Raw genomic sequence first — 13,890 nt, forward strand, 5'->3', positions numbered from 1 at the left:
ATTGACCTATGCTGTCAAATCTGTAGACATTGACTTGGGAGATTTTAGTTACGCAGCTTGACGATAAAAGTCAAACCACACCTGTCTTGGCGTTTTATAGCCCAAACCCTTTTGGATTCTAGTCTGGTTATACTCAAGCTCAATATATTTAATGATGTCATTGATAGCTTCGAATCTCATTTTATAATCCTGATGATACACTAACTCATTTTTCAATATACCCCAGAAACTCTCTATCGGAGCATTATCAAAGCAATTACCACGTCTAGACATTGAGCCCTTAAATTTATGCTTCTTAATGATCTTATGATAGTCATAACTACAGTACTGACTGCCTCTATCAGAATGCACAATCAGCCGTTGGTTGGGTCGTTTGTTCTTGATGGCCATATTAAATGCACGGCAAACTAAATCTGCTGTCATACGCTTGTGGATAGCATAGCCGACCAGCTCTTTAGTGTAGAGGTCCTTAACCCCTGCTAAGTATAGCCAACCCTCATCTGTCCATATGTAAGTGATGTCACTAACCCAAGCTTCGTTAGGACGACTGGTATCAAATTTTTGATCGAGCAGGTTTGGATAGATGAACTTGTTATGGTTTGAGTTGGTGGTAACTTTAAAACGCTTGTGACGATGGCAAACAATGCCGTATTCTTCTTTAATGCTTCTTATCATGTATTGACTGATATGATGGCCTTGCTCTGCAAGATGAGCATGCAATCGCTCACAGCCGTAGCGCTGCTTAGTTTCATCATGAGCCACGCGCACCAGCAGCTCACACTGATTGCGGTGAATCTGCTGATTGCTAACACCACGATTTACCCAGTTATAATAGCTTGAGGGCTTGACATCTAATACGTGACACATACAGGTGATGCTAAATATCTTCTGGTTAGCCTTGATAAAGACGTACTTCATCAACTGTGTTTCGCGAAGTACGCCGTGGCCTTTTTTAGAATATCTCGCTCTTCCTGAGCAACTTTGAGATCACGTTTAAGACGTTTATTCTCTTCTAGTATAGCCATGAGCTCAGGATCATATTCTTTAGTACCGATCAGCTTGCCTTTATCAGCTTTGTTTTGCCAGTTAGATAATGTCTGCATGGCTATGCCAAGCTGCTTTGCAGTCGCTGAAACATTGCCATTATTATCTGCTATCTTTTTAACGGCTTCAGCTTTGAATGCTGCACTATAGGTTCTGATTTTCTTAGTCATGATAAACTCCTCATTGAGTCGTTAGTTTACCAAGTTTGGTTCTACAGTTTTTTCAGCATAGCTCAACTCAGGGACAGCTTAAAAGAGCAGTTAATATGGGTTGTTGGTTCACCGTTGGTCCTGCAATGCTTAATACTAAAAAAGGGCAATCTTTGGTATCAATGATGCCGAAAGATCGGATTCTTACTGAAACTGATGGCCCATTTGCAAAATATAATAAAAAGTCTCTAATGCCATGGGATAGTGATATTGCTACTAAGCAGTTATCTGAATTGTGGCAAATCCCTGTTGCCTTAGTTCATGAACAGTTAGAAATGAATCTAAAATATCTAGTAAAGTTTAATCATTAATCAGAGAAAAATTAAACTTTGAGCTTTTCAATTATTTCCGTATATTCATAAACAAATCACATTTGCAAAAAAACCAGAGAGCATTAGCAATCTGGTTATTAAGTAATCTTTAAATTATCATCTGCCAACTGTAAGCTGCCCGCCAGAAAAACTAATACATGATTCGCAGAACCAAGATGACTGTTTTCTGATATAAGGAATATCAGCTGGTACATAAAGTTGATAAGGGCGTCCACAATATTCACAGTGTACATCATCTAAGTAAGCCTGACATTTCGCTAACACGCTGAACAGAGTATGATAGTCGATACGATATTGTTTACAGAGCATCTCTATATGTTCTATATAGCGTCCATCATGCACATATGCCCAATAGTCTTCACATAATTGTATGTCGGACTGATCTGCATTAGCGCTAAAAATAAGTTTTAAGCTCATGGTTATCTCCAAACTAAGTAGTTGACGTTAATCACAATGAATACGGAATCTCGTAATGATTCATAATGTCCAAAAACTTGGTCTCAAGATTCTTCAAAGTATAACGGTTTAGCGCCAACCCCTCATTTATCTCACGTTGCACCCATATTCTAACTGCCTCATCATTATAAAATATCGAATTTACGCCGAGCATTTTCGCTAACTGCGAACCTTGTTGTATTTGCAAGTTTACCATGAGCTTGGTAGATAGCGATATTGCCTCAGCACTCAGCCAAATTGAAGCATGCGGCGGTTTAATAAATGTGTTCATGTATAATCTCCTGTAGATTAATATTTACCTCTGTTAGTATTAATGACTTCCTACAGATTAAATTATACATGCATTTTGAGCTATTGCAACTTAAAATAACCTTCTATAGATTATTTTATTGTCAAATAGATTATTTAACCTACTTGAAAAATAATAGTTGGCTACGTACTGTTTAATATAATGACTGATAAGGGTAGCACTGTATTGCATATTCAAAAGAGCGTTTATTCTTCTTTAACTACCTCGTAAAGGTCACCTACCTCAATATCCAAATATAAGCATAGCTTCTCTACAACTTCTAAATCCACTCTAGTGGCTTCTTCATTATACATACGTGTGATTGTGCCTCTGTTGATATCCGTATCTTTAGATACGTCAGCAATCTTAAGTCTTTTCTCACCCATAATTCTAGATAAATTACACTTCACCATAACCTCCCCCATAATAAAATAACCTTCTGTAGATAAAAATGTCTTGCAAAAGATTATTTTTAGTGTAAATTACGTTCTATAGCAGGTCATAAAGCTATTAAATAATAACACTTTAATCTTTAGTAAGGATTTTACTATGAGTTATACCTATTTAACAACCGAAGAGCTGTCACAACGTATTAAATATGACAGCAAGACCATACGCAACCAACTTAAGGATGCGGTATTTATCGAAGGGGTTCACTACATAAAACCCTTTGGCGGCAGAAAAATCCTTTTTATCTGGCAAAAAATTGAAGAGTTGATGCTGACAGGTTCTGACGATAGCATTCCATTTGCAGCGGGAGCATAGTCATGGCGAGTATCAATACCCGTAATGGCAACCTTTATGTAGACTTCCGATACATAGGTCAACGTTGCAGAGAGCAAACCTTACTGGCAGACACTAAGCCTAATCGAAAGCGTCTAGAGAATTTCGTTAACAGAATGGAAGCTGACATTCAATTGGGTAGTTTTCGATATGAAAACTATTTTCCACAAAGTAAAAAGCTTGCGCAGTTTCAAAGCTTAGAGCTTATGAAAGCAACAAATAGTCATAAGGACTCAATCTCAGGCTTTGATAGCTTTAGCAAAATTTGGTTAGAAGAGAAAAAGCCAGAATGGCGAGACTCTCAGATAAGTAATATAGAGGGTATATTTAGAATTTACCTAACTCCTCATTTTGGCAATGTAGCGCTGAATACCATTAGTAAAGCTAAAATAATAGCTTTTCGGGGCAAGCTAGTTAACGAGGGAAATAACGGAAAAATTTTATCATCGTCTCGTATTAACCATATTATGACTCCATTGCGTATGGTGCTTACCGAAGCATCTGAGCGTTTTGATTTTGAGAGTCCATGGAAAAATATAAGACCAATTAGTGAGCCTAAAAGCAAAGTAAGTCCTTTTACTTTAGAAGAGGTTATGCTCATTATTAATAACGTAAGAGCCGATTATAAACCCTACTATGTCGTAAGCTTTTTTACTGGCATGCGTACAGGTGAGATTGATGGTTTACCTTGGAAAAACATAGATTTTGAGCGGCGGCAAATCATCGTGGATCAGGCAATTGTGAATGGAGTTATAGGTAAAACTAAAACTACAGGTTCGAATCGTATCATCCAAATGAACCAACTGGTTTATGACGCTTTGATTGCACAACAGAATGTAACTAAACAGCGTAGCACGTTTGTATTTTGTACTAATACTGGTACAGCTTTAAACCATCGCAACGTAACTCGGCGGGTTTGGTATCCATTACTAAGGTATTTAGAGCTTACTAGACGTAATCCTTACCAAAGTAGACATACAGCTGCAACGCTTTGGCTTGCTGCTGGTGAATCGCCTGAATGGATTGCCGCGCAAATGGGTCATAGCAATACAAAAATGCTATTTACTGTCTATTCCCGTTACGTACCAAATCTCACTCGTCAAGATGGCAGTGCTCTTGATAAGCTTCTCATGGAACGAGGTATACTATAAAACTGTTAAAAATGCCTATAAACAGCTAAAACCACTAGAAATAGTGGTTTTTTTTCGCGTTTTTAGTAGAGATTCCAAAATAGAAGAGTTAACTTCTTCTACTTATTGTAGAAGGAGTCCAAAATGAATGAATCAGCTAACAACAACTATCACAACATGTGGTTGCAAAGTAATATATTCGACTACTGTAATGAGTCTGAAATGCTGTGTTTATTATTTGAACTTAGATTCTTGAAGGACGTATTACCTGAACAGTATAAACAGGAGTTGAAAAAGGAATATTTAAGCTTATCTCGCTGGATAGATGAAAAAGAGACAAATATTAAGGTTGTCGAGTCTGAAAAAATCAGAATATACGAACAAGGTGTTAAACAAAAGCTATTTATAAAGAGTATGAGAGAACAACATCAAAATTTGAAAGATCTATATCTCATTACTTTTTTAATCAGCCGTTCAGAGTTCTCTAAAATTAATACTATTCGCGCTCTTTATTTCTTTCTATGTTTGAAAATGGTGGAATTAACCGATTATGAGAGTCGAATTAAAACTACACTTGATGAATGTCGCTTTCTAACTAATAAAATTCGTGATTTTTTAGTGATTTTTTTGCCTGATATAACACAATTTGAGAGTCTGAAGGGTCTTCGAAGTTATCTTATGGAGTCGCAAGATAACGATCATTATACTAGATGGTTAAATAGAAACCCTCAATCATTTGAAGATGAAATACAGAAGTATGAAAATAAACTGCTAAGTAAAAATACATCATTATCCTCGAGTATTGCTAAAAACTATATTAATGAGCGTATAGCTCAGTACCTTTATGAATATATCCTACCAATAGATAACTTTTTTAAAAATGATTCGGGCATTATTCGTGTACCCAGTACCATTTCTGAGGTTGTTAAAGGTCCTTCATATTATGACGATACAACAAGGAACACAATCAATGACCTAGCAAACATCTTTGAATCTACAAATAATACCGATACTTTTGAAGCTAATGAACGCCAAGATAACGAGAATGAATGTTTTGAGCAAGTGACTATAGAAACTCCAAGTAACTATTATTTAGATCTGGTAAAAGCAGAGGGCCAATCAAACAGTCGTCGAAAAAATGCTATGAGTCAGGTCACTGATGTTAATACAGCACATGAAGATGAAATAAAAAGATTGGTCGAATATATAGCTAGCAAACTAAGCAGCCTTGACTTTAAGTCGATTGGTAAACAGTACAAATATGAGCATGAATATGAAGAAGGAAAGTTCAGATTTGACATATCTGATCAGTCTGCATTGTATCTATACATGCTATTACTAACCGGCATTCATGATATATATACTTCCGAAAAACTCGAATCGGGATTTAACGCTTATCGTTACCAGCTGACATTTTGCCCATCACGTAGTCATATCGCTGATGAGTGGGATAAATCACTATGTGCCCATAATAAATCGGATAAGCTGTCTCTTTTTATGCCTTTTCCGTTAGGTTCAATGCATATTGAGATGATTCAAAATGCCGATGATAATACAACTGGCTCTGTTACTAAAGAAGCAAAAGAGTCTCTCCGCAGAATTAATAAAGAGTTTGGTACAAGGCTTAGTATAAATAAAGTTAAAAACTATTTACCTCAATATTTATCTCAAAAGAATATAGATAAAGCACTTATAGAGGTATCGATCAACTCTCCTGTTCATCATCTCTCAGCGCTACCTTATTACAATGTCAGTCAATATGATTTATTCCGATGCCAACGAGACTATATGGATCATCTAATAGAACTACTTGGAAATAAATATGATCCAAATCAAACTAAGACAAAGCTAAACATGCTTTTTGAACTATCTGAAGAAGGATTAACGGCCCATTGGGATAGGACTATAGGGAGCGCATTAGCTATTAACGAACTTAGATTAAAAGAGATCGTGGTCACACTAAGGCAAGAAGTAGAGGTCGCTATTGCAGGTTTAAAACTAAATAATTTAAATTCACTGGTTTGTCTTCATAACAGTTTTATGGACTACTTATATATTTTGATGTCTATTGCAAGTGGGTATCGACCCGTTACTGAGCCATTTGGTAGATTATCAGATATAGATACTAGAACAGGACTTTATTTTATCAGCGATAAGGAAATGCAGACTGAGAAGCTTGGCAGATTCATTTATCTACCGCAAATAGTATGTCATCAAATTAAAGAGTATAAAAATTTTATCAAAACCAATGGTAGTCTTTTCAATAAGTTGGGTAATAGTATCGGTCAGATATACATGGATATTTTAGATAGCAGTGTTGGACTAATAAGTTATATAAAACTAGATGAGATAACTAACACGGTGATTCAGTTGAAGTTAAACAACGGACTTATAAAAGAGCGTATGTCATCACACATATCGCTACCTCTTAACTGGCACCGGCACCATATACGCTCCCTTAAAAATTCAGACGTCGGCAAATATTCATACGCTTCGTACTTTGATGAAAAACCAATTGGATATGACGTTGTTAGTGCTTGGATGGGACATTCTGATGAACTAGGTTTTGGTTTTTATGATCGTTTCAGCGGTTTAAAACGTTCTGAGCTTAAAAATTTTGCAGAAGTACTAGATAAGCTCATTAAGGAGGCTGGCTTTGAAGTTATCCAGTTGGAACGCTAAAAATGGTAGATCAACAATCTGGTACTCAAGGAAGAGCAGAAAAAAGAGATAAGCAAGAAGAAAGACGCTTTTCATTAGCTTGTAAACTTATAGACAAACATATCAATTTTGTAGAGGTATTAGTAGCTAAAGATCAGCAGAAGTGTTTTAGTTTGATGTGGGCTAAATTTGATGAAAAACTATTTAACAATAAACAATTCCAAGACGTCGAAAAATATTCGACCGCTTACAATCATGCTGTGAAGTACTGTCAAGAGCGTATAGAAGATAACAATATTTGGATAGGCTTTCCTAAGTTTATCATTCGATCATCTCGTCCTAGCTCTTTTCGCACACAAGAGTGGTTTAATGACGGTAAAGATGTATTAGATTTCTATTTATGCTGGATTAAAAGTTTAGAGAGAAAAACTGTTACCGACATAACTAAAGCTGATGTTTTTCTAACATTAGTTTTTCATAGTGCAGTGCTTAAAGCACCTATATTGCAATCAATATTTGAACAAATATCTGACAATAATTTAGCAATTGAGCAAGTTTATGGACTGCCAACAATAACTATGATTGTTAGGGATAAATCTTATCATACAAATACTTATATAGAATCAGAGACAGTGCACCAAGCGCAAATTTTCATCTCACCTGTATCAGCACGCATTATTCAGTCATATTTTAAAAGTAAAGAAGTATTAGTTGCAGATCAGCGTATAGATTTTAGCATCCACAAGCTTTACCAAAGTATACAGCAAAAACACAAACATCAAATAAATAGTATGCAATTTGGCTTAACACGCTTTTTAATAGCAGCAGTATATATTTTAGAAAGTCACCTCTCTTTTGACCTGCCAGAGTATATTTGGTATGTCGTTATTGGCAAAGAGAATACATATAGTTTACCAACATCTAATTGGCAGTCGCTAATTTACAATATTCGACACGATATACATACTCAAGAAAAATTAAATGATCAAGCATATATTACTTCTAATATTGATTCTATAAAACCAAATCCTCAATTAGTAGTTGAGATAACAAAGATTTTCAAAAGCGATAGTAGTTCTAAAATTTCTAAAAAACTATTCGTTGAAAAATTACAGGAACTTGATCAAAGATTAAAAAATAGTCACGCGCCTTTAAATGAAAAGGCAATCGTTGGTTGGCTGTTATCAATGACGACTACTCATAAAGTCTCTAGTATTCAGACTTATAGCAATAGAATCACTAACCGATGGTTGACACTTACAGAAAATGTGAATTTGAAAGACTATCAAGAAGAGGATTTTGTAGCGCTATATGGTGAGATGATTGAACTTAGTAAAACTTCAGAGGCCAAGAACGCAGCTGCTAAATCAATTAGTAAAGTCCATCAGTATATGGTTACACATTATAATCTTGAATCTATACCTTCGATTTATACCGACGATAGACCTCATCACAAAGTAGGCTATATCTCAGAAAATATGTTCCAAGCTATACTTAATAAAATTGATAGTCTTATTATGACCGTTGATGAAAAGCAGGCTTTAAGCTTAGTACTTATATTGGGCCATCGCTGTGGTCTTAGGATTGGTGAAATCGTTAAGATAAGAATACATGATGTAGCAGAGACTCAAAATTATTTAGAAGTTCGGAATAATAAATTTGGTAATAATAAAAGTCTTTCTGCGTGCCGTCGTGTTCTGTTAGCACAATTATTGACAGAGCCTGATATTAAACTGATAAAGCGTATGTACATCAAGCGCTTAGGTTACAAGGGCCAAACACTGATCGCAAATCAAGCTGGGCTGCCATATAAAGCTCAGGCAATATCAAAAGTGCTTAGTAGTCTTATAAAGGAAGTTACTGGACTAAGATACCTCACTACACATCACTTACGGCATAGTTGCTTAACTAATTTTCAATTGATGTCATTTCTATACGATAAGGATTATCAATTTAATAACCATTCAAGTACAAAGCTTTTAAAAAGCTTACTACCTTACAAAGATAGTCAGGCTTCTGACATCATTAATTATTTCGAGACTAATCTTGCCTACAAAAAAATATACGCTTTAGCAGGAGTGGCAGGCCATGCTAACCCTAGTACGACGTTCGCTTCATATGTGCATTTCACAGATATACAAATTGGCTTGTTGCTTTGGCAGACTAATTTCGGACTATCTGTTGAGCATGCTGAGCTACTAAAAATACCTAGGCGACGAAAGTATGAAATTGAACAAGATCCATTGGGAATTAATAAATATCTTATGCATAAGCTACAATTACCAGAATTACTGCCGCCCAAGAGTAGCAAAGCAGTTAGCGAGAATCTAACTAAACAAACTGATCAGACCAAGAGATATGCTTTCGATGAAGTAAATCAAATTCTAGAAGCCTATATTCAAAAAGGTGATTATGAATATCTCTTGCATATCTATGATGTCAGTCAAGACACATTTGAAAAATGGCTTTTTAATGCAAAGCAATTGAGAGAAGCATCAAAGTTTCAAACTACAAAAGGTAATTCTAGGCTATTCGATTTAAACAACAAGTACGGTCTACTACCTATAAAAGATAAATATGGTGATGATAGAAAAAATATGATGCGAATGACAGACAAATTTCGTGATATTTACAAAGAGAGTAAGGATAAATCTTCTATTCATAATTTGATTCTTCACACACTTATTAATGCTCAACCCAGCAAAAACTTTATCACTTTTAAGTACGCAGATGTCCTTTACGACTACCTTCAAATTGTCTGTCAATTAGTGTACAAAAAAGATATTAGTTTAAAGATCTATAATTATGAGCAGGCAGCAGAAACAGATCAAACCTCCTGGGATATTGCGTTAAAGGCTATACCTCGGTCTCAAATAGAAGTTATTAATCCTGAACAAACGAAAGATATATCGTATCAAAAACAGATTCGAGCTGAGCTTTCACTGTCAAGTCAAACTCAGTCTATAAGAATTAAAAATAGATTTGATTCCAATAATCCCATTAAGCAGTGGAACGTCAGGACATTACAGATATTTTGCCACTATGCATATATTATGATAGGCGATAGAATCAATAAGGAGGCGAAAAAACATGAAAATATCGGCTAAAACTATAAAGTTAAACAGTAAATCAAAAATAAGATTTCATCCGCTTGCTAAAAAACTTTATGAAATATTAATGAATGCATATATCGCAAGCAATAAGGAAGAGTATCTTAAAGATATTAATAATTATTTTGGTAATAGGAATAATATACCATTGCATATTATATCTATGATACCAAGAGAGACTAATAGCTATGAAATCATTGGAGGTTGTTTTTCTCCAATTTTCGACATCAAGGATATCGTAAATGAAAATAGTATTATTTCTAGCTATGTATCATCGACAAGCTTAGATAGAAAAAACAAAACAGATGAACAATTCAAGAGAATCAGTAAAAAAAGAGATAAGGAGTTCAAGCAAGACATTATAGACTTTATTTATATGGATTTTATTCGTACAGTATCAATACTGTCGTTATCAAAACCAGGAGCCATGTATAAAGAACTTGGTCTTTTGACGAAGCAAGCTAGTTTTGAAACAGATATATGGAATGATGTATTTGAGAGTAATAGTATTTTATTGAAAGATTTCGCGCTACTTATCGATAGACCAAGAGACACTTTAATTAAACAATCACGCTTTAAAAGCTGATTATTTTTAAGTTTATTCTACTTATCTCAGTTTGATTCTATGTTCGAGCGCTGCGCTCAATATGTTAATATTATTATATTGGCTGTCAATAATTAGTTAGGATGAACAGTTATAAGCTGGGCGTATGGCTTATCTGTAGCTGTATCAATATCTTTAGGTCACCATTTTCTGCATACCACGGACTTAAATTTATTCTCAAAGGCGAGAACATAATAACCAAGTTGATGTAGTAACTTCGTATTTATAAATGCTAAATCTTGAATGTTAAAAACAGGTGACACACTATTATCGATCACTCTAATCTAACATAAGTTTGTATGACAATCTTGTTGGCCATAGACAGACTCAAAATCAAATGCTACGGTAACATTGACCTTTTTAAGAAAAAAATTCAACGCTTCATCATAGCTCTATACAAGTATCATACAAGGCGTTAAGGTGGATTCTTCGGTGCTTGTACCTACCACTTCTTTTAAACCAGTCGAAAGCTACTCCACATTTACACCTCTACAAATTGCTATTCGAAATAATTTATTAGAGCTATCGTCACATCCATTTTCTAAATCTGAAACTGTTCCTTGCTTAGCAGCAATATTATGAGCTAGCTCGACTTGTTTTATACCAGCATATTGTCGCCCTCTCTTAAGTCTTTTTCCTATCGTATCAAACATCAGGCCTATCTCTGCTTCAATGACACTTAATTACGATAAAAAATAACAACGTTTTGGCGTTAGATGAATAGCGTATAAACGTTACATTAAAAGTCGGTACATGCTTCATATTTCCAACACGCAAATCGGAGAAATATAGAGCATCGTGTAATAGTTTTTTTGGACGTTGACTATACTCTATAAGTAGGATCACTTATTGCCATTTAAGTATCTGAGCCGCCAACTCATCATCAGCAAAAAAGTAAGCAGGCGGTACATTTAGCGTCTTGGCTATTAGCGTTAGTATTTGGAAATCCGGTTGATGAATACCGCGCTCATAACGATTGATACGCGTACTGGCGACAAACTCATCTAGTCCAATAGCGAGACCTAATTGCTCCTGTGTAAGTCCTTTCACTTTTCTAGCTTCTTTAAACCTTTTAGTAAATATAGTCTGCAGATTCATAGCTCATCTCAAAATAAATAAACTACGAATTTCGTCTATTTCTTCTTGATTTTTACTACGAATAACGTAGTATTGTTATTTATCTATGTAGGCTGGATTTTTGTCGTGTAGATGGTATGGGAAATAAAACTGACTTTTAATTGATTAGAGAGTGATAAGTATGACTATCCAAATAGTATTGGCTCCTGACAACCGTGCGCCTAAATTTAATTTAGGTAAGCCCGGCTGGTCGACACAGTTGCTTACCAACAAGAAATTTTGGATAGTTGTAGCCGTTTTATCAGTGCTCCTCTTAATTATAGGCATACCTTTTGATACCGTATTTCTTATATATATTATCGTTGGCGTACTTGGCTTTATAGCCTCAATGATAGGCTCACAATTTAAGGCTTTTGCAAGACTCATAAGGAACGACAAGGTTCCTGCTTATTTCCAGCAGAATCATGAATATTTCAAGCAGCACCTCATACAAAATCATAACTTTCAGGTGGATTATGAATCGGTGGGGATTTTGGTTGATGCGCAGGCCAGGCGCATTGCTTTTACGCTTGATCCTAAAGTCAGGCCTCAAGTAGTCGTCTGTGACTTTGTGGATGTGCAGCGTTGGCAGGCGTATTCGCAAGGAGTAGAGTCACAAAATCAGTATGGCGCCACACGAAGTCTAATCAGTAAGCATTATGTCAGTGTTTATATTAGAAACCCTGACCAGCCGAGATATGATTTTTTTACAGCAGATAGTGTCGATGCGGATCAGTGGGTGGCTAGATTGGATGCCTTGTTAAATTAATAACGGTTGTAATATAAAAGCAGACTAAAATCGATTTAATATTAAATTATAAAAGGATATGTATTATGAATAATCAAACTCTTTGTCTTAGCATTATGCTTGGTTTAACTATCAGTACTACTGCTATGGCAGCTGATTACAATAGTTTTTTATCACCAAACTCTTTAGGCAAAGACGTCAAGACAGTAAACAGTCAGTATAAACTCGGGCTCAAAAAACAAGAAGGTGGTGGTTATAGTAATAGTGAAGTATACGACTGTAGTATTGACGTTGATACAAACAGCCGAAACCACATAACGCTTATTCGAGTCTTACCTAACAACGAAAAATGCAATTATAAAGTAACGTCAAGTGGCGTTAGCTTTAATTCTAAAAACACTAAAACGGTGGACATTCTTAACCAAACAAAGATTGATGATATTACGTTCATTCCAGGCTGCTTTAATTGCCCCTCTCGCATTGAGTTATCTGACAGTTTGGTAATTAATAGGCCTCAAGATAAGTACTATACCGAGTTTGAAATATCAGGTTATAACCGTGACTATCATAATTTTATGGCCAAAAAGCTATTTGGTAACTTTAGTCAAGATGACTATTATCCAACCATGGATAAATTAGAAGAAAAATTGGGTAATAGCCCTAGTAGTTATAATCGCAAAGACTTCAAACTTGAAGCGATTAAAACTTATGATCTTAAACAACAACCATGGGGCTACACTGTCGGTCTCAAGTAGTTCGTCAAAACGAGCGTGCTTGACGATGGCAATGTTTTATTTACATGTGATGAAGAGGTTGATAAGGATAAGTATGAAGACGATTTTAAAGGTACCTATGCATGCGGTGACGCTAGCAGTAGTGCTGGGTGCAGTAACTACTTTGACAGGCTGTAGTGAGATGAGTGCGGTCATGAATGATTTGCAAAGCATGACTACCTCAAACCCAACTAAACAAAGTATCGCGCAACCAACTAACGAAACCGTTGTTTCGACACAAACAACGGTCTCATCAAAAACAGACTTGGTTGGATTGGTCGGATGGTTTGAAAACAGCTGTGGTTTTGATCAAGCGTCTTATAAGAACGGTACTACAGAGAATCAGATTCAGAAAAGGTTTAATACTTTTCAAGACAGTTTTATGGCAAAGCAGTACAAATCCGAGGGAGATTATACCGCTTATGTTAAACCTGATTATCGTGCTAAGTTGCCAGCTTCAATTAACGAAGCTATTAAAAACATCTCTGTAGTAGAAGATGGTGAAGGCGTCCATTATTACGTAGATTTTAACAATGCAACCTACCGTGGGTATGGCTTGTCACGTTTGGAGTTGTTTTATCAACCAGAAAGTGATTATGTCTACAATGCACTATATTTCAAAAATGATAACTTTT

Annotated in this window: 14 protein-coding genes; 9 read left to right on the top strand and 5 right to left on the bottom strand. The window is 35.6% G+C overall.

From position 1 onward, the window contains the following. Positions 1-48: 48 nt before the first annotated feature. Positions 49-1,214 (bottom strand): IS3 family transposase gene (locus INT03_RS00105; protein WP_193007088.1). Its coding sequence is split into 2 segments (ribosomal slippage): positions 49-956 and positions 956-1,214, totalling 1,167 coding nucleotides; the frame shifts between segments, so codons are not numbered across the junction. 35 nt (positions 1,215-1,249) lie between these two features. On the opposite strand from INT03_RS00105, the gene INT03_RS00110 reads away from it, so the two are divergent. Next, complete coding sequence (locus INT03_RS00110) at positions 1,250-1,564, top strand: TatD family hydrolase (RefSeq protein WP_226950373.1); 315 nt, start codon at positions 1,250-1,252, stop codon at positions 1,562-1,564. 469 nt (positions 1,565-2,033) lie between these two features. Here INT03_RS00110 and INT03_RS00115 read toward each other — a convergent pair whose 3' ends face one another. Both INT03_RS00115 and INT03_RS00120 read right to left on the bottom strand, forming a co-directional pair. Further along, the gene (locus tag INT03_RS00115) at positions 2,034-2,312 is read right to left on the bottom strand and encodes a hypothetical protein (RefSeq protein ID WP_060490642.1); all 279 of its coding nucleotides are present in this window, start codon (positions 2,310-2,312) and stop codon (positions 2,034-2,036) included. Positions 2,313-2,536: 224 nt separating this feature from the next. Then, positions 2,537-2,755, bottom strand: a complete 219-nt coding sequence (locus tag INT03_RS00120; RefSeq protein ID WP_226950374.1) for a helix-turn-helix domain-containing protein — start codon at positions 2,753-2,755, stop codon at positions 2,537-2,539. A 124-nt stretch (positions 2,756-2,879) separates the two neighbouring features. On the opposite strand from INT03_RS00120, the gene INT03_RS00125 reads away from it, so the two are divergent. From INT03_RS00125 to INT03_RS00145, 5 genes are all read left to right on the top strand, one after another. Further along, positions 2,880-3,095, top strand: a complete 216-nt coding sequence (locus tag INT03_RS00125; RefSeq protein WP_060490641.1) for a hypothetical protein — start codon at positions 2,880-2,882, stop codon at positions 3,093-3,095. Between the two features lie 2 nt (positions 3,096-3,097). Then, entirely contained in the window at positions 3,098-4,264 is a 1,167-nt protein-coding gene (locus INT03_RS00130; protein WP_193007090.1) for an Arm DNA-binding domain-containing protein, read from the top strand. A 123-nt stretch (positions 4,265-4,387) separates the two neighbouring features. Then, complete coding sequence (locus INT03_RS00135; protein ID WP_193007091.1) at positions 4,388-6,925, top strand: hypothetical protein; 2,538 nt, start codon at positions 4,388-4,390, stop codon at positions 6,923-6,925. A 2-nt stretch (positions 6,926-6,927) separates the two neighbouring features. After that, positions 6,928-10,011 (top strand): tyrosine-type recombinase/integrase, encoded by a 3,084-nt coding sequence (locus INT03_RS00140; RefSeq protein ID WP_193007092.1) that lies wholly within the window; start codon positions 6,928-6,930, stop codon positions 10,009-10,011. Further along, positions 9,995-10,600 (top strand): hypothetical protein, encoded by a 606-nt coding sequence (locus INT03_RS00145; protein WP_060490637.1) that lies wholly within the window; start codon positions 9,995-9,997, stop codon positions 10,598-10,600. Before INT03_RS00140 ends, INT03_RS00145 begins: the two co-directional genes overlap by 17 nt. A gap of 488 nt (positions 10,601-11,088) precedes the next feature. Here INT03_RS00145 and INT03_RS00150 read toward each other — a convergent pair whose 3' ends face one another. Together INT03_RS00150 and INT03_RS00155 are read right to left on the bottom strand one after the other, a co-directional pair. Then, positions 11,089-11,271: a helix-turn-helix domain-containing protein gene (locus tag INT03_RS00150; RefSeq protein ID WP_060490636.1), complete on the bottom strand. Its 183-nt coding sequence runs from the start codon at positions 11,269-11,271 to the stop codon at positions 11,089-11,091. A gap of 193 nt (positions 11,272-11,464) precedes the next feature. Continuing rightward, positions 11,465-11,716: a helix-turn-helix domain-containing protein gene (locus tag INT03_RS00155; RefSeq protein ID WP_193007093.1), complete on the bottom strand. Its 252-nt coding sequence runs from the start codon at positions 11,714-11,716 to the stop codon at positions 11,465-11,467. 160 nt (positions 11,717-11,876) lie between these two features. On the opposite strand from INT03_RS00155, the gene INT03_RS00160 reads away from it, so the two are divergent. The 3 genes from INT03_RS00160 to INT03_RS00170 form a co-directional block, all read left to right on the top strand. After that, entirely contained in the window at positions 11,877-12,503 is a 627-nt protein-coding gene (locus INT03_RS00160; RefSeq protein WP_193007094.1) for a hypothetical protein, read from the top strand. Positions 12,504-12,568: 65 nt separating this feature from the next. Further along, positions 12,569-13,237 carry a hypothetical protein gene (locus INT03_RS00165; protein ID WP_193007095.1) on the top strand — a complete coding sequence of 223 codons (669 nt, stop codon included), beginning with the start codon at positions 12,569-12,571 and terminating at the stop codon, positions 13,235-13,237. Positions 13,238-13,310: 73 nt separating this feature from the next. Beyond that, positions 13,311-13,890 (top strand): hypothetical protein (locus INT03_RS00170; protein WP_193007096.1); only part of this gene is annotated, 580 nt, incomplete at its 3' end.

It is taken from the genome of Psychrobacter sp. PG1 (assembly GCF_014897815.1).
Lineage (GTDB): Bacteria > Pseudomonadota > Gammaproteobacteria > Pseudomonadales > Moraxellaceae > Psychrobacter.